Annotated in this window: 23 protein-coding genes and 8 tRNA genes; 1 reads left to right on the top strand and 30 read right to left on the bottom strand. The window is 45.1% G+C overall.

Going from position 1 to position 24292, the window contains the following annotated elements; translation table 11 throughout:
- From BN6465_RS16520 to murB, 28 genes are all read right to left on the bottom strand, one after another.
- On the bottom strand, positions 1–239 hold a 239-nt coding region (locus BN6465_RS16520; protein ID WP_408605612.1), incomplete at its 3' end, for a lactate/malate family dehydrogenase.
- 77 nt (positions 240–316) lie between these two features.
- Entirely contained in the window at positions 317–1279 is a 963-nt protein-coding gene (locus BN6465_RS16525; protein ID WP_066737280.1) for a DMT family transporter, read from the bottom strand.
- A 19-nt stretch (positions 1280–1298) separates the two neighbouring features.
- A complete protein-coding gene (locus BN6465_RS16530; RefSeq protein ID WP_066737282.1) occupies positions 1299–2465 on the bottom strand; it encodes an FprA family A-type flavoprotein in 1167 nt (388 codons plus the stop codon).
- Between the two features lie 132 nt (positions 2466–2597).
- On the bottom strand, positions 2598–3803 hold the full coding sequence (locus BN6465_RS16535) for a glycosyltransferase family 4 protein (protein WP_066737284.1): 1206 nt from the start codon (positions 3801–3803) through the stop codon (positions 2598–2600).
- Positions 3803–5131 carry a sensor histidine kinase gene (locus BN6465_RS16540; RefSeq protein WP_066737285.1) on the bottom strand — a complete coding sequence of 443 codons (1329 nt, stop codon included), beginning with the start codon at positions 5129–5131 and terminating at the stop codon, positions 3803–3805. The genes BN6465_RS16535 and BN6465_RS16540 overlap by 1 nt, the downstream gene beginning before the upstream one ends.
- Positions 5124–5855, bottom strand: a complete 732-nt coding sequence (locus tag BN6465_RS16545; RefSeq protein ID WP_066737286.1) for a LytR/AlgR family response regulator transcription factor — start codon at positions 5853–5855, stop codon at positions 5124–5126. The genes BN6465_RS16540 and BN6465_RS16545 overlap by 8 nt, the downstream gene beginning before the upstream one ends.
- Positions 5856–6144: 289 nt before the next feature.
- On the bottom strand, positions 6145–7233 hold the full coding sequence (locus tag BN6465_RS16550) for a zinc ribbon domain-containing protein (protein ID WP_066737287.1): 1089 nt from the start codon (positions 7231–7233) through the stop codon (positions 6145–6147).
- 180 nt (positions 7234–7413) lie between these two features.
- Positions 7414–7493: transfer RNA gene (locus BN6465_RS16555), tRNA-Leu, on the bottom strand.
- A 49-nt stretch (positions 7494–7542) separates the two neighbouring features.
- Positions 7543–7615 (bottom strand) — tRNA-Lys (locus BN6465_RS16560).
- Positions 7616–7619: 4 nt separating this feature from the next.
- Positions 7620–7691 (bottom strand) — tRNA-Gln (locus BN6465_RS16565).
- 70 nt (positions 7692–7761) lie between these two features.
- Positions 7762–7835, bottom strand: a tRNA-His gene (locus BN6465_RS16570).
- A gap of 7 nt (positions 7836–7842) precedes the next feature.
- Positions 7843–7916, bottom strand: a tRNA-Arg gene (locus BN6465_RS16575).
- Between the two features lie 21 nt (positions 7917–7937).
- A tRNA-Gly gene (locus BN6465_RS16580) sits at positions 7938–8008 on the bottom strand.
- Between the two features lie 10 nt (positions 8009–8018).
- A tRNA-Pro gene (locus BN6465_RS16585) sits at positions 8019–8093 on the bottom strand.
- An 84-nt stretch (positions 8094–8177) separates the two neighbouring features.
- Complete coding sequence (locus tag BN6465_RS16590; protein WP_066737288.1) at positions 8178–8657, bottom strand: metallophosphoesterase family protein; 480 nt, start codon at positions 8655–8657, stop codon at positions 8178–8180.
- The gene (rdgB, locus tag BN6465_RS16595; RefSeq protein ID WP_154670279.1) at positions 8654–9265 is read right to left on the bottom strand and encodes an RdgB/HAM1 family non-canonical purine NTP pyrophosphatase; all 612 of its coding nucleotides are present in this window, start codon (positions 9263–9265) and stop codon (positions 8654–8656) included. The genes BN6465_RS16590 and rdgB overlap by 4 nt, the downstream gene beginning before the upstream one ends.
- Before the next feature lie 18 nt (positions 9266–9283).
- Positions 9284–10438, bottom strand: a complete 1155-nt coding sequence (locus tag BN6465_RS16600; protein ID WP_066737292.1) for a THUMP domain-containing class I SAM-dependent RNA methyltransferase — start codon at positions 10436–10438, stop codon at positions 9284–9286.
- Between the two features lie 132 nt (positions 10439–10570).
- On the bottom strand, positions 10571–10828 hold the full coding sequence (locus BN6465_RS16605) for a hypothetical protein (RefSeq protein ID WP_066737294.1): 258 nt from the start codon (positions 10826–10828) through the stop codon (positions 10571–10573).
- 303 nt (positions 10829–11131) lie between these two features.
- On the bottom strand, positions 11132–11581 hold the full coding sequence (locus tag BN6465_RS16610) for a DUF1700 domain-containing protein (protein ID WP_066737295.1): 450 nt from the start codon (positions 11579–11581) through the stop codon (positions 11132–11134).
- 188 nt (positions 11582–11769) lie between these two features.
- Positions 11770–13884, bottom strand: a complete 2115-nt coding sequence (locus BN6465_RS16615; RefSeq protein ID WP_066737297.1) for a glutamine synthetase III family protein — start codon at positions 13882–13884, stop codon at positions 11770–11772.
- 213 nt (positions 13885–14097) lie between these two features.
- Positions 14098–16221 (bottom strand): glutamine synthetase III family protein, encoded by a 2124-nt coding sequence (locus BN6465_RS16620; protein ID WP_066737299.1) that lies wholly within the window; start codon positions 16219–16221, stop codon positions 14098–14100.
- 109 nt (positions 16222–16330) lie between these two features.
- A complete protein-coding gene (gene fba / locus BN6465_RS16625) occupies positions 16331–17197 on the bottom strand; it encodes a class II fructose-1,6-bisphosphate aldolase (protein ID WP_066737300.1) in 867 nt (288 codons plus the stop codon).
- Between the two features lie 40 nt (positions 17198–17237).
- A tRNA-Glu gene (locus BN6465_RS16630) sits at positions 17238–17309 on the bottom strand.
- 97 nt (positions 17310–17406) lie between these two features.
- Entirely contained in the window at positions 17407–18417 is a 1011-nt protein-coding gene (locus tag BN6465_RS16635) for a diacylglycerol/lipid kinase family protein (RefSeq protein ID WP_066737304.1), read from the bottom strand.
- 102 nt (positions 18418–18519) lie between these two features.
- On the bottom strand, positions 18520–18783 hold the full coding sequence (locus tag BN6465_RS16640) for an HPr family phosphocarrier protein (protein WP_066737306.1): 264 nt from the start codon (positions 18781–18783) through the stop codon (positions 18520–18522).
- Entirely contained in the window at positions 18780–19739 is a 960-nt protein-coding gene (gene whiA / locus BN6465_RS16645) for a DNA-binding protein WhiA (protein ID WP_066737308.1), read from the bottom strand. The genes BN6465_RS16640 and whiA overlap by 4 nt, the downstream gene beginning before the upstream one ends.
- A 13-nt stretch (positions 19740–19752) precedes the next feature.
- On the bottom strand, positions 19753–20634 hold the full coding sequence (gene rapZ / locus BN6465_RS16650) for an RNase adapter RapZ (RefSeq protein WP_066737311.1): 882 nt from the start codon (positions 20632–20634) through the stop codon (positions 19753–19755).
- A gap of 1 nt (position 20635) precedes the next feature.
- A complete protein-coding gene (murB, locus tag BN6465_RS16655) occupies positions 20636–21547 on the bottom strand; it encodes a UDP-N-acetylmuramate dehydrogenase (RefSeq protein ID WP_066737316.1) in 912 nt (303 codons plus the stop codon).
- A gap of 134 nt (positions 21548–21681) precedes the next feature.
- Between murB and BN6465_RS16660 the strand changes: the two genes are divergently transcribed.
- Positions 21682–22986: an HlyC/CorC family transporter gene (locus BN6465_RS16660; RefSeq protein WP_066737319.1), complete on the top strand. Its 1305-nt coding sequence runs from the start codon at positions 21682–21684 to the stop codon at positions 22984–22986.
- A 115-nt stretch (positions 22987–23101) separates the two neighbouring features.
- Here BN6465_RS16660 and BN6465_RS16665 read toward each other — a convergent pair whose 3' ends face one another.
- Entirely contained in the window at positions 23102–23440 is a 339-nt protein-coding gene (locus BN6465_RS16665; RefSeq protein WP_066737320.1) for a helix-turn-helix domain-containing protein, read from the bottom strand.
- Between the two features lie 104 nt (positions 23441–23544).
- Positions 23545–24285, bottom strand: a complete 741-nt coding sequence (locus tag BN6465_RS16670; RefSeq protein ID WP_066737323.1) for a GNAT family N-acetyltransferase — start codon at positions 24283–24285, stop codon at positions 23545–23547.
- Positions 24286–24292: the final 7 nt, after the last annotated feature.

Below are 24292 nucleotides of genomic sequence, written 5' to 3' on the forward strand. Positions count from 1 at the left end.
CCCGCCGTGATGATGATAAGCGAAGCATCCCTGATATCCGAGTAATCTCCCGCATAGATATCCATAGCATGGGTAAACGGAAGCCCATGACTTAAGTCCATGGCTTCCCCTTTTGCTTTCTCCTGATTCATGTCAATCAGAACCATCTCCGAAAATATCCCCCGCTGCATTAAAGTATAAGCAATGGTAGAGCCCACAAATCCACATCCAATTACCGCTGTTTTCTGTATATTGACCATAAAAAATCCTCCTTGTCATGAAATACTTTTAGTATCTCTTGAAAAGAAGGATTTTATGTAACTTTTTCCTATTTCAGTCAACGGTGGGAGCGCTCTGGCTTAGAAGCGCCGCGTTCTGCGTTAACGATAAATATCCCCGCACATACAAGCAGCAAGGCCATGACTCCTTTTAATCCGAAAGAGCTTCCCTCCCGGAGAATGACCGCCGACAGCAGCACTCCAAATACGGGATTCATGAAACCAAAAATGGATACTCTGGACACAGGATTGTATTTTAACATGATTCCCCACAATGTATAGGCCACTGCGGATATCAGGGCCATATACAGGAGAATTCCTGCACAGGGAAGGCTGAATTGTCCGAATCTTCCTCCTGCAGCCGCCCCTCCGGCTATCATAATAAGTCCGCCCGCCAAGAATTGATATCCACTGAGCATGACCGGATTCTCAGTCTGGGAATATTTCTTAATAAATACGGACGATAATGCGTACGCTATGGCAGAAATAAAAATGAATCCGTCTCCCATAAGGTTAAATCCAAGCTCCATATTGCCGCCGCTCAAATTGATAAGCACCACCCCAGCAAAACCGACGAGGCAGCCCAGCATCTTTTTCCCTTCCAGTTTCTCCTGCCTGAATATCAGGCTGGAAATTAAAATAGCCAAAAACACATTGGACGCTTCCACGATAGAGCCCTTCACTCCGGTCGTATGTGCAAGTCCCACGTAGAAAAAGAAATACTGTATAACGGTCTGCATCAGGCACACCTTTGCAATCTTAGGCAGGGCTGCCTTAGATGGCCTTAAAAATTCTCCCTGCAGCAGGGAGCCTATGGCTATGACAAGCACTCCTGCCAGCGCAAAGCGGCATCCCGCAAACAAGATCTGGGACGCAGTATCCCCGGAGCCAATCTGGAACAGCTCATATCCTACTTTTATACTGGGAAAGGCGCTCCCCCACAGAAGACAGCATATCATGGCCAGCACGCACACCGTCCCTGTCTTTTTCATCGTCTCTTCTTTAATCTTAAGTCCTCTCATACCTTCCACATCCGGCGAATCACCCCAGAATCTCCTCCGCCAGCATTTCCATTTCTTTTATATTTTCCTCATTCATAACCGACTTGATGGTCACCATATTCTCACAGAGGCCGATATTCTTCATCCCCTCGATCACTCCCTTCATCACACGGCCAGCGCAGGGCGCCCAGGAACCATTTTCCATAAGACCGATTTTCCGCTTCTGATAATTCTTATGTGAAAGATTCAGCAGGAAGGACTCCATGCAGGGGAAAACGCCTCCGTCATAAGAAGCTGCCGCCAAAATAACCTTGTCGTAACGGAATGCATCCTCTACTGCTTCCGCCATATCATCTCTTGACAAATCAGTAAGCACTACCTTTTCAGCGCCCTTTGCTTCTAAAATATCCTTCATCTTCTCTGCCGCATGCTTGGTGTTGCCGTGAATAGACGCGTATGCGACCAACACTCCGTCATCCTCCGGCTCGTAACTGCTCCAAGTCAAATATTTTCCGATATAGTATTCTATATTCTCCGTGAGCACCGGGCCATGCAGCGGACAGATTGTACGGACCTCCAATGACGATAGTTTCTTCAGAAGGCCCTGTACTTGAGCCCCATACTTTCCTACGATATTAAAATAGTAGCGTCTTGCCTCACAGGTCCAGTCCTCCTCCACGTCCAACGCGCCGAACTTACCAAATCCATCCGCAGAAAAGAGAATCTTCTCAGACTGCTCGTACTCCACCATGACTTCCGGCCAGTGTACCATGGGCGCCATAAAGAACTGTAATGTATGGCTGCCAAGAGAGAGTGTCTCCCCCTCCTTCACGACCAAAGTCCGGTCTTTTAAGTTGGAAATATCAAAAAACTGCGGGAGCATGGAAACTGCTTTTGCACTGGCCACAAGCATTGCCTGTGGGTACATCTCTACAAAATGCTGAATGTTAGCGGCATGGTCGGGCTCCAGATGGGAAATTACCAGATAATCAGGTGCTCTTCCTGCAAGCGCCTCCTGCAGGTTCTCCTTCCACTCCTCTGTCTTCCGGCTGTCCACCGTATCCATAACTGCAATCTTCTCATCCAATATCACATACGAATTGTAAGATACACCGTTAGGAATACTATACTGGCTCTCAAATAAATCCAGTGTTTTATCATCCGCTCCAATATATTTTACCGCATCAGAAATAGTAAGTTTACTCATTATTGTCCCTCCTATGTTATGATTGAAAGCCGGAAGCTAAAAACCTCCGGCTCCGTTGCCAATTCTATCTAACATCATACTATCAAGATTCAAATCTTTCAATAAAAAATCTATCTGTTCCTCAAAAAATACTTAAGGTATCCGGACACACCTTAAAATTTTGCGGCAAATTCCCTCCCAAGAGATGTCCGTGAGCCCTTTCGGCATCACAAACGGCCTCTCCAGCGCGGTTTCCACCCCCTGCGCCAACCGTTTCTCAAATAGAGGCAGTTCCTCCTCCAGAGGCTCGTCCTCTCCAGCCATCTCCGGCTGTTCTACAAACACAACCTCATGGCCACTCAAATACTTGTCCAGCCACGGCCGGATTCCCGGCAGATCCGTGCACACCACCTTCTCTCCACAGGCCAATGCCTCAATCACCACAAGTGGAAGGCCTTCGTAGAATGACGGAAGGATAAAAACTTCATGCCCTCTCATCAAACATGCCAGTTCGCTCTGAGGGACACGGCCGGCAAATACCGTTCTGACCGGACATATCTGGGCCAGACTTTTGATTTCCCGCAGTTCCTCTTCATTGCCCGTACTCCCCGCCAGAGTCAGCTCTAGATTCTCCGGATGACTGACATACCGCAAAGCCCTGAGCAGGCTCATCACGCCCTTTTTTTCCGAAAGCTTGCCGGCGAACAAGAGCTTCCCTCGTCTCCGTTCCCTCTCCGCGTCTGTCTCCTTCTTCCTAAAGAATATCTCATCATTATATCCTGTCCCAATGACATGCACCTTATCCGCATCGATGTCGTACAGGCTTATAACCTCTTGCCTCTGCACATCGTGGAGGGCGAACACCCTATCTAGATGCTTTATCTCAGCCCAAATCCGCTGCCGCTCCCATTCATTTTTCTTGAGCTGACGAAGATCTGAGCCATGGCAGATGCCGGCTACCGGTATCTGCGGACACCACCGTCTTACAAGCGCGGTCAATACATATAAGTGGTGGCATATAATAAGCTCCGGGCAGAACTCCTCCACCGCCTGCGTAACACATCCTTCAAACGCCTGACAAAACCTTTTGCTCATACATTCATCCATATCCCGGTACCGGGTACTTTCATAGGGCATCTCATCCGACATACCGGTAACCGCAAAAGGCAGAGCCTCCGAACGAAAATAAACGGGATAAAACTCTACCCCATCCGGAAACTCTGCCATATCCTCTTTATAAATCCCTGCAATCACTGCCTGCTCATGTCCTAGCTTGGCAAACCCCTTTACCAATTCCGTAAGGTACACACCGCTTCCGGTACTGTGGGGCTTCTGTGCTGTAATACTTAATATTCTCATTATTTCCGACCATTCAACAATACATATACTGTAAACCATTGATTTTCATGAGAAATCTTTGTAAATCCATCATATTTCTCCGTTATATGCTGAACAGAGGCAATACCGATACCAAAGTCTTCTCTTTTGGAGGACAAATAACGCTCGGATTTTTGTCTAATGCTCCCTTCATAGCTATTAGAAATCATCATCGACAATATACAAGGGCTTTTCATTTCTATCTTTAGTTTGATATACCTGTCCGTTTCAATCTGGCGCAGGCATGCCTCAATGGCATTCTCCAAAAGATTTCCCACGAGTACGCACAAGTCCATCTCGGAAAACCCTGTCTCTTTAAAAGCCTGCACTTGCAAATGAAAAGTAATGCCGTTATTCTCCGCCTTCTCCTTATAATACTGCAAAATGGTATTCAACGCAACATTTTCACAAATCTGTTCTAAATTATGGCTGTCCATCTCATCCGTATACGCCTGAATATGCTGCAGAATAGACTCGCATTTTCCCTCTCGGGCATACTGTCTTATGACAAGAAGTGACTGGCGGAAATCATGGCGCAGACGGCGGTTTGATTGTATGTAATCCTTCAAATCAATATATTGTTTTCGCTGCGCCTCTGTCAGAGCCCTCATGGTTGTCAGTTCCTTCTCAAGCCTAATGTTCTCACTCAGGGTTATCAGTCCGTTCATTACAAAGAACTGTATGGCGAACGTCCCTACAGTCCATACCACAGGCATAATTATCATAAGATCGGACCAGACAAATCCCTGATTAAAATAGTTTGGATAAATGGCAAATCTAAAAATGACAAATAGAACAATAGGAATTACACAGACGGCATTCCAAATGGACAAATCTTTCGTTTGGGAAGCCAAAGGCTGCAGATAATGCTTCATGAAAACAAATAACACAGCCTGTACAATAATTGTATATAAGGTCAGTTTGAGCAGATACGTGCCATTTATCTTTTCTGCAATAGGCACGACCGTCGTCATGTTGCTCTGTAGCAGAAGATCTATATCGTCAATTATATTGTACATCAGAAAGGTAATATACAGATTTTGCCCAAGACTCAATGTTGTCCATATATGAATCAGTATGCATTGAACCACAATGGACAAAATCACGGAAGTCAGTCTGGCCCAAGAATTACCATCTATTCTTGGTACTGTATAGATTGTGTTCGCAACTAAAAACAACTCCAAGACTGCTAAAATGCTCAACACATAGTTCATCTTTATCTTTATAGTATCGCGAAAACAATATAAAAAAATGAGAATAACCGGCAGCGATTTTATTATAGCTGTTGCTATGATAATCCAATTAGTCAAGCCGGAGGCCTCCCTTCATTTTTCGAAAGACAAACTCGGCATAAATTTTACGTACCTTGATGCGGTCCGGCCTGCGGATAGGTATCTGTTCCCCATTTTCCATGATAAAGCTTTCACTCTCCAGCACTTGTACCCTGTCCAGATTCACCATTATATTACGGTAGCAGCAAAGGAATTCATCATACGGAGCCAACAGCTCCTCCAATTCCTTGAACTTCATGTAGGAACGAATAACTTCATCCTTTGTGTGAAACAAGATATAATGATTATCATAATCACAATATAATATGTCATGCAGCAAAATTTTTACATGGCTCCTCTTTTCCTTGACTTCTATGAACCTCAAATCTTTTTCAAGCAAAGGCCTGATAAGTTCCATTGTCTGCCGGAACATTTCATAATCATAAGGTTTTACCAAATACCCGGACGCTTTCACCGCGTATCCCTGAATCGCAAAATCCTTTGAACTGGTAGTAAAAACAAGCAAGCTCTCCTTATCGTCACGCCGCAGCGCCTCCGCCACCTGCATACCGTCTAATCCCTTCATATAAATATCCAGAAAAATAAGCCGGTATTTATTCGGCGCTGCATTTTTCAAAAAATGTTCCCCCGAGCAAAAACATTCTATCTCTATAAATAATGATTTCTCCGCGGCGTACCTATTGATGTATTGTTCTAATATTTCCTTGTCCGCCTGCAAATCATCTACAATCGCTACTTTCATACTATCTCCCTCAAGTTTTAATCATTCCTTACTATTTTGCATGATTTTAGAATCATTGTCCAGCGTTTAACAAATACCACCATTTTTTTACAAATATTGTCGAATTATATACCAATTTGGTGAGTGGCGTCTATCTTTCCTATACCATAAGACAGGCAATACTTTCTCCGTATATTGCTGATTAGACAGTTCCATGTTTTATCTTTGAATACAAAAAGGTTTCTCCACGAATGAAGAAACCTTGTTCTTTAATTGACTATTCATTTTCAATTTTACGTGAAATGTTATACTACTCTGGCAATATCCCACCGTATTCGAGAAATGACTCTGATTCATCGGTTATTTCAACAGCGTTTACACTAAGAACACCATTATATGTAGTTTTATATCCATGAACAGAAATGTACTTTTTATCATATGATTGGCTTTTATCAGAATCAATAACAAAGATGGATTTCTTTTCGCTGCCGCCGTTTGTGTCTGGATCAACATCATCTAAATCAAGCGCAAAAATTTCCACGGAGTATATCCCCTCTGCTTCCTCGCGCGCTATGCCACTGACAGTAACCGGTGAATTTTCAGGTAATTCTATTATAGAATTATATCCCATCTCAATCTGCTCACTTCCCCATTGATCGGTATCTTCTTTTGCGTTTTTTTCTCTATCCACTTTTTCCCAGTTTAGAACTATCTTATTATTTTCATCATATCCGCACTTAGCGCTAATACCGTCTTCCTCCCAATTAAGTATTCCATGTGAGTTGACAAAATAATTATAATTACTTCCCTGTACATCTGAAATATTCTCTAATTGTTTATGCTTTCCATATATTTTTTCAAGTCCGTGCAATAGGGATATTGCTGATTTGTCATCACAAGACTCTTTAGATGTCCATGTAACTCCTACTACCTCTGTCTGATTTTCTTTCGGTATTGAAAAAGTTACATCTCCAATAATTCCAAACAAACTAACGTTTTCCATTTTTGTACGATCAGATTCTTGTAAAGCCAAGCTTTTATCTTCTTGCAATTTTCTTCCTAATAAAGACTCATAAAAATCTATACACTCTGTTTCTTTCTTTAAAGTTTCTGCACCTGTTTCTTCTTTCTGCGCTTTGCGGCTTCCCAAAAATATAGCGCACATGACAGCAATAACAATTATTACTATAATTCCACAAATTATTATTACATTTCTTGTTGTCTTTTTTTGGCTCTTTGCCGTTTTATCGTAATTTTCTTTCGGTGTGGTAATTGGAATATCATCGGATTTAGCCTCAAAACTATCTATAATATCGTCAATCGGGCATCCACAATTAGGACATCTTTCTGCTTTACTGCTAACTTCCTTCCCACAATCCGGACATTTTAATAGTGCCATTCTTTCCTCCCCCTTTTTCCAAGCCCATTTTCTAATCGCTTGTTATTCTATATACAATTTCATTTATCCTTTAATAAATACATCATATCACGGCTGTCGGGAAACTTCGACATAAATCCAAGATTTTATATTAAAAAAGTGTCAACCTTACTGAAAGCCAGTAAAATCAACACTTGCTGATGCGGATGACAGGAATCGAACCTGCACGGTCTCCCACTAGATCCTAAGTCTAGCGCGTCTGCCAGTTCCGCCACATCCGCATATTCAATTTAAGAAGAATCAAATTATAAAACTGTCATCTTCTTCACATGAGCGTGCGGGGATTCGAACCCCGGACAACTTGATTAAAAGTCAAGTGCTCTACCACCTGAGCTACACGCCCATAACTGGGCCAGCTGGATTCGAACCAGCGAGTGCAGGAGTCAAAGTCCTGTGCCTTACCGCTTGGCGATGGCCCATCAAATGATAAATGATAAAAAAAATGCGAGCATCTCTGCTTGCTTTCTCTTTGCTGATATAAAACACAAGGGTGGATAGAGGGATTCGAACCCTCGGCCTCCAGAGCCACAATCTGGCGCGCTAACCAACTGCGCTATACCCACCACAAAACGTGCTTGGAGGGATTCGAACCCCCGACCCACGGCTTAGAAGGCCGTTGCTCTATCCGACTGAGCTACAAACACATACACTGAAATCTCAGCGTAAGCGGGTGATGGGAATCGAACCCACGTATCCAGCTTGGAAGGCTGGTGTTCTACCATTGAACTACACCCGCAATTGCGGTATCGGGGTGACAGGATTCGAACCTGCGACCTCCTGGTCCCAAACCAGGCGCTCTAGCCAAGCTGAGCCACACCCCGATGTACCATTTCGCGCCGTTATCCGTGACGCAAGAATTATTATATAATAACAGGCAAGGCTTGTCAACAACTATTTTTCATTTTTTAGATATAATTGATTGTGTAGGACACATCCCCGTTGTCATCAATTTCCATTATGATATAACTGCCTTTACGGCCTTCCTGACGCGGGAATGAGAGGCTCCCCGGATTCAATACCGTGATGTCCTCGGACTGCTCCAGCAGAGGTTTATGTGTATGTCCGAACATTACAATATCAGCTCCTCTGGCTTTCGCTTCCTCCAAAAGCCGTTCGGTGCCCAGCGACACATAATAATAATGACCGTGCGTAAGAAATGCCTTATATTTTCCAATGGGAATCTCCATCTCGCGCGGCAGTTCAGAAAAGAAATCATTATTTCCGCTTACTATGTAAGCGGGACAATCGGTCATCGCGTCCATATAATGCTCTCCGCCCTCGGTGTCCCCCAGATGAATCAACATATCAATCGCGCCAGCCTGTCTGAGCGCTGTGTCGAAACCTGAATGTCGTCCATGGGTATCGCTCACAATCAGAATTCTCATAACTTTTTCTCCATAATCTCACGCATCATACGAAGCCCCTGTCCTCTGTGGCTCAATTCATTCTTTTTCTCAGGGGACAGTTCTGCGGATGTACATCCATATTCCGGCAGCCAGAATATCGGGTCATAACCGAAACCGTTGGGACCGGCAGCCTCGTAGGCCACTCTGCCCTCCATCGTACCGCGCACGACCTCCTTCGTACCGTCAGGGAATACGGCCGCAATAGCGCAGACAAAGCGTGCGCTTCTATCCTCGTCCGGAACTCCCTTCATACGTGATAATAGCAGGCTGTTTTTTATATCATAAGATGTATCCGTCCCAGCATACCGGGCGGAGTAAATACCCGGCTCTTTGTTCAAGTAATCAATCTCCAGACCAGAATCATCCGCCAGAACAATGGCATCCATGGCCTTCACCTCTGGCATCTCTCCGATGTAAGACGCTTTAATCAATGCATTTTCTTCAAAGGTACTGCCGTCCTCAACGATATCCGCCTCAATCCCCGCGTCTTTAAGGGACAGTATCTCCATCCCTAAATCGGCTAGAATCATACGGATTTCTACCATTTTATGTTCATTTCCTGTCGCAAAAATAATTTTCATTCCCACTTCTCTTCTTTCTGTCCGCTATTTGCCATTGCCCCTTCTGGGCGGCTTTGGCCCTTGAAACTGGTAAAAATAAGTTTTCAGCATTCCGTTATATATCTTCCTGTTCTTATCTGCCTTTCTTCCAAACCACCGTTCTGCTTCCTCATAGCTGGTTATCATATAAGCAGACCAGCTGTCGAGCCTGCGGAAGCTTTCGCCTAACTGGCTGTAAATCTCAGGTAAATCCTTCTTGTCTTCCAGACGCTCACCGTAAGGAGGATTCGTGATAATAAAACCATACTTTTTAGGATGGCGCAGTTCTTTAACCGCGCGCTCCTGAAAGTGAATCAAGTGATCCACTCCCGCGTCCTTGGCATTCTGCCTCGCCGCTTTGATTGCCTCTGAATCAATATCGTAGCCCTGTATGTCAACCTCCACCGTAGTATCCACCAATTCATTCGCTTCGTCCGCCGCGTCATACCATGCTTTCTTCGGTATGATATTGTCCCAGCTTTCCGCCGTAAATGAGCGGTTCATCCCCGGAGCAATATTTGCCGCCATCATGGCCGCCTCTATGGGGAAGGTACCGCTTCCGCAGAATGGGTCCACAAGTATTCTGTCCTTGTGCCACGGCGTCAGCATAATCAAGGATGCCGCAAGCGTCTCCGTTATGGGCGCTTTCACCGTCATCTGGCGGTAGCCTCTTTTGTGAAGGGATACTCCTGATGTATCGATTCCTATTGTAACAATATCTTTCATAAAAAATACCCTGACCGGATAAGAAGCTCCGTCTTCTGGGAATCTTTCCATATGATATTTCATCTTCATACGCTCTACCATAGCTTTTTTCATGATAGACTGTATATCCGAGGGACTGAACAGCTTACTTTTTACGGAGGCTGCCTTTGTCACCCAGAATTTCCCGTCTTTAGGGATATAATCTTCCCACGGCAAAGCCTTGGTCTTCTCAAATAATTCATCGAAAGTCTCCGCCTTGAAACTCCCGACCTTCAGAAGGATTCTCTCCGCCGTCCGCAGAAATACATTGGCATCTGCAATTGCCTGCGCGTCCCCCCAAAAACAGACTCTCCCGTCTTCTACAACAGATATCTCATATCCCAAATCCAGCACTTCCCGCTTCAGAACTGACTCCAGCCCAAAATGGCAAGGCGCGATTAATTCCATCTTTTCCATCTGCAACCTCCATTTCTAATAAGGTTAGTTTACGTTTTTTGCAAATTGTTGTCAAGACAGAATAAAGAGAAACAGCCCCTCCATACCGGAAAGGCTGCCTCTCTCACTCATTTTTCCTCTTGAAGCTATTTTTTAGTACTTGTTGCTTTCGTCATAGCTTGCATTGGAACTAGAATTCATGTTCTTGTTCTGATTGCTTGCATTCTTGTTGGATGCATTTCTGTCAGAAGCATTCTGGTTGGATGCATTACGGTTAGATGCATTTCTGTCAGAAGCATTCTGATTAGATGCGTTCTGGTTGGATGCATTCTTGTTGGATGCATTTTTGTTAGATGAATTTGAGTTGTTGTTTGTACCGCTGTAGTCTGAAGCATTATAATTCTTTGCCATTTGAATTTCCTCCTAACCTTTTTTAGTACAAACATAGTATGTTTCGAAATAAATTTTTTATACTAAGAAATTTTTAAGATTTAACTTGATTTTTTTACCAGTTTATATTATACTAGCAATTGTAGAAAGAACACTTTCTACAACCCCTTATTAATTATTTATACTCCCCTCAAAAGACCGGTAGCTCCCCTACCGGTCTTTTACTTTTGAAACACATTAGGGACAGGTCCCAACGCATTGGGGACAGTCCCCAACGCAATAGGGACAGTCCCCAATGCGTTGGGACCTGTCCCTATTGCGTTTCTACCTCCTGCCGCGCAAGAGCCTTAATAATATAGCGATAATCAAGACCGGAATCAAGATTGGGGCTATCAGGCTCACGATTCCCGATACGATTGCAAACACCAGCATAACGACGCCGACCACACACAGTATAAGAAGAAGCTTCTTCCACCATGTATCCAGCGCGAACACACGCAGGCTGCTGCTCGAAGATTCCCGCCCCTGCTGTCTGTTCTGGGGCGTCTCATACACATATTCTTCCCGACCCTGCCCGGCTCCGGCGTCAATAACAGTTCTGGCAATAATCCACGGGTCGCCAAGCATCTCTATGACTTCGCTTTCCGTCTTGCCGCCCCTCACCTCGTCCATAATATATTGATTGTAATAATTCACATTATCCTGCACTGCCTGCGGCCCTAAATCCTGCTCCAGAGCTTCTTTCAGCTTCTCCAAAAATTCCAATCTATTCATCTGCCGTTCTCCTTGTTATTCACTCTTAACTTGTCCCAGTCTCTTCTGTTGTATACGGTTAAAAAAAATTTGCAGACATTAAAAAGACCTTAGACTTAGAGTAGCATAATTTTCTAAACATTCCAAGTATAAGGTCTTAATTTTTCATTATGTTTTAATCATCTAATTATAAATTCTGTCACAAGAGTTTATACTTCAAACAGCAGATCTCCGTAGGAAGGCATGGGCCACATTTGTTTATCTACCAGCATCTCAAGTTGATCGACCGGCTCTCTCAGCGCCTTCATGGCCGGCACGACGGTGAAATGATAAAACTCCGCCTGCTCTTTGCCCTCCTCTTTCTCAGTGGCTTCTACTGCAACTGCTGAAAGTGCCGTAAATGCCGCTTTTGTCTCCTTCAATAGTCTGGTTGTCTCAGTCAAAAGCTCCGCCTGTACTGAAGTGTCCGCCCCCGCTTCCCTGACAGAAAGTACAGTATCCGCCAGAGATTTAGTGTATTTGACGACCGCCGGGATAATCTGTTTCGCTGAAATATCACACATGGCTCTTGCTTCGATATTGATGGCTTTTGCATAATTTTCATATTTAATCTCTGCGCGGGACGCAAGTTCTGCCTTAGTAAATACATGAAATCTTCTAAAAAGGCCGACCGCCTTATCAGTGGTGAGCGCCGGAACCGCCTCCACCATGGATTTAATATTGGGAAGCCCCCTGCGCTCTGCCTCAGCCACCCACTCATCAGAATAGCCATTGCCGTTAAAAATGATTCTCTGATGCTTCATCAAGTATTCTTTTATAAGATCGTGCACAGCCATTTCAAAATCTTCAGCCGTTTCCAATATATCGCAAGCCTCGGCAAACGCCTCCGCTACAATTGTATTTAACACAACATTCGGCCCTGCAATGGAATCACGGGAGCCTACCATACGAAACTCGAATTTATTTCCTGTAAAGGCAAACGGAGAGGTTCTGTTTCTGTCCGTCGCATCTTTTGTCAAGTCGGGCAGTGTGGCAACACCTGTATCTAATTTGCCGCCCTTTAAGCTACGTGTCGCTTCGCCGGTGCTTATCAGCTGTTCTACTACATCCTCCAGCTGTTCTCCAAGAAAAACAGAGATGATAGCCGGCGGAGCTTCATTCGCGCCCAGACGGTGGTCGTTACCCGGGTCTGCCGCTGATTCACGGAGTAGGTCCGCATGGATATCCACAGCTTTTAAAATGCAGGACAGGACTAGAAGAAATTGTACGTTCTCATGCGGGGTCTTGCCCGGCTCAAGAAGATTGATTCCATCATCCGTTGTGATAGACCAGTTATTGTGCTTTCCAGAACCGTTTACTCCCGCAAAAGGCTTTTCATGGAGCAGGCACTTAAGTCCGTGCTGACACGCCACTTTTTTCAGCGTCTTCATGATAATCTGATTGTGGTCGACCGCTATGTTGGCTTCTGCATAAATGGGGGCCAGTTCATGCTGTGCCGGCGCCACTTCATTGTGCTGAGTCTTTGCGGCTACGCCTAACTTCCACAGTTCTTCGTTAACATCTTTCATAAACCCTGCGATTTTCTGGCGGATCGTTCCAAAATAATGGTCGTCAAGCTCCTGCCCCTTGGGCGGCATAGCTCCGAAAAGAGTCCTCCCTGTATATATGAGATCCTTTCTCTGAAGAAATTTATCAGCATCCACCAAAAAATATTCCTGCTCCGGCCCTACCGACGGCGTCACTTTCTTGGATGTGGTGTTGCCAAACAGCCGGAGCAGCCTTAAAGCTTCCTTATTCACAGCCTCCATAGAGCGGAGAAGTGGGGTCTTTTCATCAAGCGCTTCCCCTGTATAAGAGCAGAATGCCGTGGGAATACATAGTATCGCGCCTGCCGCGTCCTTTCTCACGAACGCCGGAGAGGTACAGTCCCATGCGGTATACCCTCTCGCCTCAAAGGTGGCCCTCAGGCCTCCCGAAGGAAAAGAAGAGGCATCTGGCTCGCCCTTAATCAATTCTTTCCCAGAAAAGCTCATTAAAACCTTGCCATTGGGCAGAGGCGCAGAAATAAAGGAATCATGCTTCTCCGCCGTAAATCCCGTCAAAGGCTGAAACCAATGGGTATAATGAGTGGCTCCCTTTTCAATCGCCCATTCCTTCATCTCATGGGCGATTACATCCGCCGTCTCAAGATCCAGCTCTCTGCCCTCTCCAATCGTATCCTTCAGCTTCTTATAAATCTTTTTCGGAAGTCTTTCCTGCATAACACTGTCATTAAACACGTCTTCTCCAAAAATGTCCGCTACATTAAACAATTTACTGCTCATAATTTCCTTCCTTTCTTCTGAATACAGACGATTAAAAAAACGATGGCGCCCCACCTGAGTGGAACGCCATCGTTCATTCTAATCTTATACACTTTTTAGATATACCTAAGATACACTTTTTCACTTTAAAATGCAATACTTAATTCTAATTTCTATATTTTTCATAATATGCCGCATCATAATCATTATCTTTTAGGCATATACCCCAAGATTTTATACCTCGAACAGTAAATCTCCGTAGGAAGGCATAGGCCACATACTCTTATCTACAATCATCTCCAGATTGTCAACCGGCTTTCTAAGCGCCTCCATGGCAGGTACAACTTGTTCCATAAAGAAATAAGCCTGTTCTTTTCCCTCTTCCTTGCCGGTTACCTGCTCAGTGACCTCTTCCAGCCTTTTCAAGGCTTTCTTGGTATCCGAAAGGAGAGAGGATGCCTGCAGCAGCAGCTCCTCCTGAACCTCAACGCTGGCCCCTGCGCAAGCTTGTTTCACTTGATTGATTGAGTTTGCCAGAGAGGTGACATATTTGATGACTGCCGGAATAATATGTTTGCTGGCTATGTCAATCATAGAGCGGGATTCAATATTGATTGCCTTCGAATATGTCTCATATTTAATTTCTGCACGGGACTCTAGCTCGGCACGATTGAAAACCTCGAATTTTTCAAACATATTTACAGTGTCGTCCGTGGTCAGATACTCGATAGATTCCACCATCGTCTTGATGTTGGGGAGGCCTCTGCGCTCTGCTTCTACTACCCAGTCTTCTGAATAACCGTTTCCGTTGAATACAATGCGCTGATGCTCGGAAGCATAGCACTTGATCAAGTCATGTACGGCCAAATCAAAGTCCTCTGCCTGTTCCAGATAATCACATGCATCCGAAAATGCTTCAGCCACAATACTGTTGAGCACCACATTCGGCGCCGCCACAGAATCTCTGGAGCCTACCATACGGAACTCGAACTTATTTCCGGTAAACGCAAACGGAGATGTCCTGTTTCTGTCTGTGGCATCCTTGGAGAAATCCGGCAGGGTACTCACTCCCGTGTGCAGCTTTCCGCCTTTCAGGCTGTGTGCTGCCTCGCCCGTACTGATAAGCTGCGCCAGCACATCTTCAAGCTGTTCTCCCAGATATGCGGATATAATCGCCGGAGGCGCTTCATTCGCGCCCAGACGATGGTCGTTGCCCACATCTGCCGCCGACTCCCTCAAAAGCTCTGCATGGCGGTCTACCGCCTTCAAAATGCAAGTCAGAACAAGAAGGAACTGTATATTTTCATGAGGCGTCTTTCCCGGGTCCAGAATATTAATCCCGTCGTCTGTCACAAGGGACCAGTTGTTATGCTTTCCTGAACCGTTGACTCCCTGAAATGGCTTTTCATGCAAGAGACAATGAAGATTATGGCGGTAAGCTACCTGCTTCAACGTCTCCATGACAAGCTGGTTGTGGTCGACGGCCACATTGCACTGCACATAAATCGGCGCCAGCTCATGCTGTCCCGGAGCCACCTCATTGTGCTGCGTCTTGGCGGACACCCCCATCTTCCAGAGTTCTTCATTGACATCCTTCATAAACGCCGCAATCCGCTCCCTGATCGCACCGAAATAGTGGTCGTCAAGCTCCTGTCCTTTCGGAGGATTCGCGCCAAAAAGCGTACGCCCGGTAAATACAAGATCTTTCCGTTTCAAATATTTTTCACGGTCCACCAAAAAATACTCCTGCTCCACCCCCACGGAAGGAGTCACCTTCTGGGATGTAGTGTTGCCGAACAGACGCAGAAGCCGTATGGACTGCTTGTCTATCGCTTCCATGGAGCGCAGAAGCGGTGTCTTTTGATCCAAGGCCTCGCCCTTATAGGAGCAGAAAGCCGTAGGAATATATAAAATCGCTCCAGTACCCTCAGAATCCTTTTTAACAAACGCCGGAGACGTACAATCCCATGCCGTATATCCTCTGGCCTCAAATGTAGAGCGTAATCCGCCCGACGGAAAAGAAGATGCATCCGGTTCTCCCTTGATTAGCTCTTTGCCCGAGAACTCCATCAATACCTTGCCGTCCGCCTTCGGCGCAGAGATAAAGGAATCATGTTTCTCCGCAGTTGCCCCAGTCAATGGCTGAAACCAATGAGAATAATGAGTGGCTCCCTTCTCGATTGCCCATTCCTTCATTTCATGTGCAATCACATCTGCCGTGGCAGCCTGCAGTTCCTTTCCTTCCTCAATTGTCTTCTTGAGTTCCTTATAGGTTTTTTTCGGAAGACGCTCCTGCATCACTGCATCATTAAAGACATTCTCTCCAAAAATCTCAGCTACATTGATTACATTACTCATTTTGGTACCTCACACTTCTTTCGTTTCTAGCTCAAGTTTATATTTGTAAAAAGGAGTCTTGCAATTAAGCAAAACTCCTCTTATATCCTTCTATTAAATGCCAAGTAGACTATTCAGCTTTTCCAACAGAACCAAACAGTTCCATCTTTTCCTTCACTGTCGCAATAATTGCGTCACAGCCCGGTTTCAACAGCTTACGCGGGTCAAAACCTTTACCTTCTAAATCTTTGCCTTCTTCGATATACTTACGTGTCGCAGCGGCAAATGACAACTGGCATTCTGTATTCACATTAATCTTGGACACACCAAGGTCAATCGCTCTTTTAATCATATCTTCCGGAATCCCTGTACCTCCGTGAAGTACTAACGGCATCTCGCCTGTCAGCTGCTGAACTGCGTCCAGAGTCTCAAAGCTGAGCCCTTTCCAGTTAGCCGGGTATTTTCCGTGGATATTACCGATTCCTGCTGCCAGCATAGTAACGCCGAGATCAGTAATCATCTTACATTCGTTAGGATCTGCGCATTCGCCCATTCCTATAACGCCGTCTTCTTCTCCGCCGATAGAACCAACCTCAGCTTCGAGAGACATTCCCTTCTCTTCACAGATTGCCACTAACTCTTTTGTCTTAGCAACATTCTCTTCAATCGGGTAGTGAGAACCATCAAACATGATAGATGAGAAACCTGCCTCAATACACTTGAAACATCCTTCGTAACTGCCATGATCCAAATGAAGCGCAACCGGTACTGTGATTTTCAACTCTTCCAGCATACCATTGACCATTCCTACAACAGTCTTGTATCCTGCCATGTACTTTCCTGCACCTTCAGACACACCGAGAATTACCGGTGACTTCGTCTCTTCCGCCGCAAGTAAAATACATTTAGTCCATTCCAGGTTGTTGATATTGAACTGTCCTACAGCATAGTGACCTGCTTTTGCTTTCTGCAACATTTCTTTTGCTGATACTAACATTCTTATATTCCTCCACTTCTCCAGATGGCTTAAAATAGGCTGACCCCCAGGGGAATCGAACCCCTGATTCGACCGTGAGAGGGTCGCGTCTTGACCGCTTGACCAGGGGGCCAGATAATTTCCTCACTAGGACATTGTATCGTATTTTTACATTTTATACAAGCTTTTTTTTATTTTTTTTACAAGAAGCTTAAAAGCCCTTTAAATAGCTACATTTTCGGGTTCATAAGTCCGAACATTTCCAGACCGTCTCCTTCTCTTTTCCCTGATTCTTTCATCTCACCGCTTTCCAATAAGTGCTTCTTCCCCATCTCCGACAGCTCTTGGCTGCACCCTTCCGGCACCATGATTTCCAATGTCTTCTGACAATTATGAATCTCCACAGTGTCGTGCTGTCCCCCAAATTCACCATCCAGAGTCCACGGAATCTCTTCAAGAGACTCAAAGCGGATAGAACCCGTCTTAAAAGAATACATATACTTAGAATTAATCTGACTGATCAGAAGTGCTCCCACTATCTCCTGCAAAGCTATAGGATTCTTAGGAGTCTTGATGAGCGTAACCTCAAACTCACCGTCATCGAACACTACATTTTTGCCTATCATATTGCGGAAACCTCCCACCGAACGGGAATTGGTCACCATTCCAAAGATGAACTCGTCCTCTATGATCTGGTCATCATGGGTGACTCGAATCTGATAGGACGGGATGTCGAACAATCTGGTCATCCCCTCCAGAACATAAGCCAAATGTCCAAGTATGTTCTTCACTTCCTGCTTTGTCTGGTAGGATACATCCGTAAACAGACCGAAAGCTGCTATATAAACAAAGATATCATCGTTGAATCTTCCCACGTCACAGGCAAAAGGCTCACCGTTCACCGCCGTATTGGCAGCCTGAAGCAAATCCTTAGGGATGTGTAGGCTGTTGGCAAAATCATTGGTCGTACCTGTCGGTATATAACCGATCGGTATGCGCTCCTCCCTCTTCATCATGCCGGTGACTACCTCGTCCAACGTGCCATCCCCCCCGCTGCATATAACCAAATCATAGTGGTCCGTAAATCTAGAAACCTTTTTATATGCGTCACGATAGCTCTGTGTGGGATAAACCACCACTTCATATCCTGCCTTCACAATAATGTCCAGTACATCGGACAGCTTCGGCTTTAACAGCTCCTTCCCCGCGTTGGGATTATATATGAATAATGCTTTCTTCACAGCAATGCCTCCTCTGCAAATTTATCTATGGTATAGGGGATTCCTCAGGAATTTCCTATATCATAAAAAAGGCATGTCAAATCATGCCTTTTTTGAATGAATTTATCTATTTTTAACGTTTACAAGGAATTTCTCAATTCCCTCTGCTGCTGCAGTCTCATCTGTACCTTCTGTTACAACAGTGATTTCTTCACCCGGACACAACCGCAGACTCATCATACCCATAATACTTTTGGCATTAATCTTTTTATCGTCAATTTCAATATGTACATTACTGGAATATTGACTTGCTTCCTGCACTAGCAATGCGATCGGTCTTGCATCTAATCCCTCTGACAATTGAATGGTTACCGGTTTCTTAATCATATTGCTCCTCCTTGCTTTGCCCTTAACTCTTCTGCCATTTCACTTAATTTCCTCAGCCTGTGATTCACACCCGACTTTCCAACGGGCGGATTCAGAAGGCTTCCTAATTCCTTTAAAGTTGCCTCTGGATATGTAAGTCGTGTAAGGGCCATATCCTTCAATCCATCCGGCAGCTTTTCCAGCCCTGTTGTCTCTTGAATAAACTTAATGTCCTCCATCTGCTTTACCGCAGCAGAAACGGTTTTGTTGATATTCGCAGTCTCACAGTTCACTTTGCGGTTCACCGTGTTCCTCATGTCCTTGAGAATCCTTATGTTCTCCAACTCCATAAGCGCCAAATGAGCCTCCATCACATTCAGGGCATCCACAATCTGGGCTCCCTCCTTGAGATAGACTACATAAGACCTTTTCCTCAAGACAATCTTCGCATCCAGCCGAAAGCTCTGCATAATCTTCTGAATCTGCACTGCTTTTGGCTCCGCCTCACAAACGATTTCAAAATGATATGACTTTTGAGGATCGCTCATGGACCCTGCCGCCAAAAATGCGCCTCTTAGGAACGCCCGCTTACAGCATGACTGCTGAATCACCAAGTTCCGCACCACGGAAAGCTCTTCCATCACTTCGCCATGTCTGTCTATAAGCTTCACGGCCTGCAGGATACGTATAGCTTCTTCGTGATTCTTCACAATCACATAATACACTACACTCCCCTTTGCACGGTTCGTGCGAACTGCGATATCAGTTCTTATATTAAATGTTTTTTTCAATAATGTAAAGCACTTTCTTGCAACTGCCAAATTTTCCGTGTGGATTTTCAGCGAATATCTCCCTCTGACATCAATGCACACCGCGCCGCACATACTGATGATTGCGGCAATTTCTGCAATTTGGCAGTGTCTGGCAGCACTCAACTGTCTCGACAACTCTTCTTTCACGTTTCCCGAAAACGACATCTGACCACCCGCCTTATTTCGCCTTTGTGACGGCATCTTTTTCTATATCACGATGCTCCTTTTGCAGCCCGTAAGTCTCCCCCGTCGCCCTCAGTGCTTCATACAGCTCATTGGCCAGAGTCACAGACCGGTGCTTCCCTCCGGTACATCCTATTCCGATGACCAGCTGATGTTTCCCCTCAACGACATAATTAGGAATCAAAAATTCTACCATATCGGTGAGCTTATCAAGAAATATTTGTGCATTCTCATTGTTCATCACATAATCTCTTACTTCTTTGTCATTCCCACTCTGGGAACGAAGTTCGTCAATATAATAAGGATTAGGAAGAAAACGCACGTCGAACACCAAATCCGCGTCACTCGGAATCCCATACTTGAAGCCAAAGGAAAGCACAGTGATATACAGATTCTTATATTCTTTATTTTCAATAAATATTTTATTCAGCTCGCTTTTAAGCTCCCTCGTCAGAAGACGGCTTGTATCGAGAATGTAATCCGCCCTCTTTTTTAGGAAACCAATCTTACGGCGCTCCTCGGCGATTCCCTTCTCCACCCGGCCGCCGCCCGCAAGCGGATGATTCCGTCTCGTTTCTTTATAACGCTTCACAAGCGCAGCGTCGTTGGCCTCCAAAAAAAGAATCTCATACTCCTGCCCCTGCTCATCCATATTATTCAGAATCTGCTCCAGCTCCTCAATATTCTGGCCGCTTCGGATATCCAAACCAAGAGCCATCTTGGTAATCTCTCCTCCCGGCAGGAGGAGCAGCTCTGTGAGCTTTGACATCAAGGGTATGGGCATATTGTCCACACAAAAATATCCCATATCCTCCAACATTTTCAAAGTTGTCGACTTACCCGCGCCCGACATCCCCGTCACAATGACAAATCTCATCCTAGAATTCTCCTATCTGCTTCACTTCCGGCTCCAGCTCTACGCCGCACACTTCCTTTACCCTCCGGGACACCTGACAAATCAACTCCCTGATGTCCGCCGCTGTCGCGTCTCCCTTGTTGATGACAAATCCACTGTGCTTGTCAGAAACTTGTGCGCCCCCCACCGTAAATCCTTTCAATCCTGCATCCTGTATCAGCTTTCCCGCAAAATATCCCTCCGGGCGCTTAAAGGTACTCCCGGCGCTTGGATACTCCAGAGGCTGCTTGCTTATGCGGCGTTCTCTCAGTTCATCCATCCGTGCCTTTATCTCTCCCTTATCCCCGGGAGAAAGGCCTATACTCGCCTCCAGCACAATATACCCCTTTTCCGGGATGATGCTTCTCCGGTATCCAAGCTCCAGTTCTTCATTGGAAAGAATCCGAATCTCTCCCTCCTTCGTCAACACCTTTGCGCTTACGAGCACATCCTTCAGCTCACCCCCGTAAGCTCCCGCATTCATCACTGTCGCTCCTCCCAGCGTGCCAGGTATGCCAGCGGCAAACTCAAATCCTGTCAGGCCATGCTCCAAAGCGGCATTGGCGGCCATGGCGAGAGACGCCCCCGCCTGCGCTGTGAGGACATCGCCATCGACCGTAATCCGATTCATATCTTTGAAAATCTGGATTACGACCCCTCGGAATCCCTTATCTCCCACCAACAAATTACTGCCATTGCCCAACACATAGTAGGGCATCTTCTCTTTTCGGCATAAAAGGACAACATCTCTCAATTGGGCATCTCCTTCCGGAATCACAAAGTAATCCGCAGGTCCGCCCACCCGAAAAGTAGTATGGCTCTTCATTGGTTCATCTCTAAGTATCTTTTTTTTATCTATAATAGTAAATAACTGCTCTTCAAAATTATAATTCATATGACTCTCCCAAACTTTTTTCTCTTATTATCATACACGAAACCCTTAGTAAATTCAACGTACACTTGCAAAATCCCCGGAAATGCGCTATATTGGTAAATAAATACTATTTTTAAAAGGAGTGAACTTTTACTGTGGACTCGAGTAGTGTCACGCAAATTATTATTCTAATTATCTTATTGGTGTTATCTGGCTTCTTTTCATCGGCCGAGACATCCCTGACGACCGTCAACAAAATCAGGCTCCGTTCCCTCATGGAAGAAGGAAACAAGCGGGCCGCAACAACCTTAAAAGTAACTGAAGATTCAGGCAAGATGCTGAGTGCTATTCTAATTGGAAATAACATCGTCAATCTGTCGGCCGCGTCCCTGACGACCACCCTCGCGTACAATCTTGGCGGTTCTGCTGTCGCATTGGCCAGCGGAATACTGACTGTACTTATTCTGTTGTTCGGAGAGATTACCCCGAAGACAATGGCGACTATCCATGCCGAGAAGATGTCTCTCTTCTATGCACCTATCATTTATATATTTATGAAGTTGATGACGCCATTCATCTTCATTATCAACAGTTTATCCCTCGGCGTATTATTTTTGCTTCGGGTAGACCCCAACGCCAAGAATGACACCATGACAGAGAACGAGCTTCGTACAATCGTGGACGTCAGTCATGAGGACGGAGTCATCGAATCGGAAGAAAAAGAAATGATTTACAATGTATTCGATCTGGGCGACGCCAAGGCAAAAGATGTAATGGTTCCTCGTGTGAATGTAACCTTTGCCGACGCAGACTGTACCTACGAAGAATTGATTGCATTATTTAAAGAAGACAAATTCACACGGCTCCCGGTTTACGAGGACAGCAAGGACAACGTAATCGGTACTATTAATATGAAGGATCTGCTTCTCTTTGATAATAAGAAGGAATTCCATTTAAAGGACATTCTCAGGGAAGCTTACTTTACCTATGAATATAAGAACATCTCAGAACTTCTCGTAGAGATGCGTCAGGCGTCTTTCAACATCGCCATCGTACTTGATGAGTATGGCGAAACAGCAGGCCTCATCACTCTGGAAGATATACTGGAAGAGATTGTGGGCGAGATTCATGATGAATACGACGAGAATGAAGAAGAGATGATACGCGCTATCAACGAGCGTGAATATATTGTGGAAGGCTCCACCAATCTGGATGATTTGAATGACAGTCTGGATCTGACTTTGGACTCCGAGGATTACGACTCTGTCGGAGGATTCATCATCGAGCGGCTGGACCGGCTGCCGGAGACCGGCGACGAGATTACTACAGAGGAAGGTATCCGCATGGTGGTCGAAAAGCTGGACAAGAACCGAGTGGAACAGGTACATCTATACCTGCCCGAGAATATGGACAGCTCAATGATAACAGAGACCATCGAAGATTACGCCGAAGAAGCATGATTCACACGCTTACAATGACTTTTTGGTATGAATAAAATGTAAGAAATTCCCTTCGGGCTGGCGCGAATGAACGCTGCACAGTCTGAAGGGAATTTTTATGCCTTATTTTATACTACTAATCAAGCTGTCTCAGCAGCTCTTCTACCGATACGCCATACAGCTTTGCCAAAGCACACAAATTTGAAGTGCTTGGGTCAGACGTTCCATTCTCCCATTTCGACACCGCCTGACGGCTGACCCCGATCGCCTCAGCCACAAACTCCTGTGTCATTTTACATTGGGTTCGGTGATATTTCAACAATTCTCCAAGGGATTTCGTTAATTCTTCCTTTTCTTTGCGCACATCCACAGAACGAATATATTTTAAAAGCGCGCGGACAACAAGAGTGAAAAGTAAAATGAACACACCCAAGAAAATGAGAGAGATGATAATCATAATAAAAGTAACCTGCATCCTTTATTGTCTCCTTTCTTTTTCTTGACTCTAATTTAACATGTCCACCCGGTTGCCTCTACCACCTATCGCGCAAATATCGGTTGCCCTTGCGCATTATGCAGTTATCCAAGGGACAGCCCCTTCATAATATCATGGTAAGCATAATTTCCATCCCATATATTACCGTAGGTACTTACCCAGCAAGGAACAAACCCGCTCCTGAAGGCCACTGCTTGGGAACCTATATTCGTAGTCGAGGCACAGTAAAAAGGTACAATTCCCTGCTCCAAAATTGTACAGGCCAAATTGCTCACCAACCTAACTGCCAGCCCTCTTTTCCTATATTGTGGCACTACATCTATACCAATCTCCCACATCTCATCAGATTCCTTCGACGCCCCGGCCAAAGCCACGACTTCACTGTTTTTCACAGCGCAAAACACAATACAGGCAGAAGGCACTCCCTTTTCATCAAACGTAAGGGAATTTTCAAATCCTGAGATACCTTTTAACTTTCGTATCTCTTCACCTTGAAGCAATTCATAATTGTATCCCGTATCAAGTGGATATCTGTGGAGCCTCTTGGTATCAGGGATATAGAATATAGACTGTCCGTATACAAACGGGCACTCGAATATTTCATCCCTGTTTTTATTTTCCAACAGCTTTTTAAGCTTTGCCACCAGCCCACCGGAAGCCGAAACGATGGCGGAAGCTCCCACGGTACATATCTCAAAAAACGGATAGGCCTCGTCGTCATTAGCCACAAAAACCGGATAGGGCTTTTGAAAATCTTCTACCTTACAATTCAGATGCCTTGCTATATATTCACGGGCGGTCGTTTCAATCACATTCCTATTCATAATCTTT

Origin of the sequence: Bariatricus massiliensis, from assembly GCF_900086725.1 — a bacterium.
Classification (GTDB): domain Bacteria; phylum Bacillota; class Clostridia; order Lachnospirales; family Lachnospiraceae; genus Allocoprococcus; species Allocoprococcus massiliensis.

What these genes read in the sequence shown, in the direction of transcription:
- BN6465_RS16525 (WP_066737280.1), bottom strand. Translation starts at nt 1,279, where the DNA reads ATGAGAGGACTTAAGATTAAAGAAGAGACGATGAAAAAGACAGGGACG.
- BN6465_RS16530 (WP_066737282.1), bottom strand. Translation starts at nt 2,465, where the DNA reads ATGAGTAAACTTACTATTTCTGATGCGGTAAAATATATTGGAGCGGAT.
- BN6465_RS16535 (WP_066737284.1), bottom strand. Translation starts at nt 3,803, where the DNA reads ATGAGAATATTAAGTATTACAGCACAGAAGCCCCACAGTACCGGAAGC.
- BN6465_RS16545 (WP_066737286.1), bottom strand. Translation starts at nt 5,855, where the DNA reads ATGAAAGTAGCGATTGTAGATGATTTGCAGGCGGACAAGGAAATATTA.
- BN6465_RS16550 (WP_066737287.1), bottom strand. Translation starts at nt 7,233, where the DNA reads ATGGCACTATTAAAATGTCCGGATTGTGGGAAGGAAGTTAGCAGTAAA.
- BN6465_RS16590 (WP_066737288.1), bottom strand. Translation starts at nt 8,657, where the DNA reads ATGAGAATTCTGATTGTGAGCGATACCCATGGACGACATTCAGGTTTC.
- BN6465_RS16600 (WP_066737292.1), bottom strand. Translation starts at nt 10,438, where the DNA reads ATGGAAAAGATGGAATTAATCGCGCCTTGCCATTTTGGGCTGGAGTCA.
- BN6465_RS16605 (WP_066737294.1), bottom strand. Translation starts at nt 10,828, where the DNA reads ATGGCAAAGAATTATAATGCTTCAGACTACAGCGGTACAAACAACAAC.
- BN6465_RS16610 (WP_066737295.1), bottom strand. Translation starts at nt 11,581, where the DNA reads ATGAATAGATTGGAATTTTTGGAGAAGCTGAAAGAAGCTCTGGAGCAG.
- BN6465_RS16615 (WP_066737297.1), bottom strand. Translation starts at nt 13,884, where the DNA reads ATGAGCAGTAAATTGTTTAATGTAGCGGACATTTTTGGAGAAGACGTG.
- BN6465_RS16620 (WP_066737299.1), bottom strand. Translation starts at nt 16,221, where the DNA reads ATGAGTAATGTAATCAATGTAGCTGAGATTTTTGGAGAGAATGTCTTT.
- fba (WP_066737300.1), bottom strand. Translation starts at nt 17,197, where the DNA reads ATGTTAGTATCAGCAAAAGAAATGTTGCAGAAAGCAAAAGCAGGTCAC.
- BN6465_RS16640 (WP_066737306.1), bottom strand. Translation starts at nt 18,783, where the DNA reads ATGATTAAGAAACCGGTAACCATTCAATTGTCAGAGGGATTAGATGCA.
- whiA (WP_066737308.1), bottom strand. Translation starts at nt 19,739, where the DNA reads ATGTCGTTTTCGGGAAACGTGAAAGAAGAGTTGTCGAGACAGTTGAGT.
- rapZ (WP_066737311.1), bottom strand. Translation starts at nt 20,634, where the DNA reads ATGAGATTTGTCATTGTGACGGGGATGTCGGGCGCGGGTAAGTCGACA.
- murB (WP_066737316.1), bottom strand. Translation starts at nt 21,547, where the DNA reads ATGAATTATAATTTTGAAGAGCAGTTATTTACTATTATAGATAAAAAA.
- BN6465_RS16665 (WP_066737320.1), bottom strand. Translation starts at nt 23,440, where the DNA reads ATGCAGGTTACTTTTATTATGATTATCATCTCTCTCATTTTCTTGGGT.
- BN6465_RS16670 (WP_066737323.1), bottom strand. Translation starts at nt 24,285, where the DNA reads ATGAATAGGAATGTGATTGAAACGACCGCCCGTGAATATATAGCAAGG.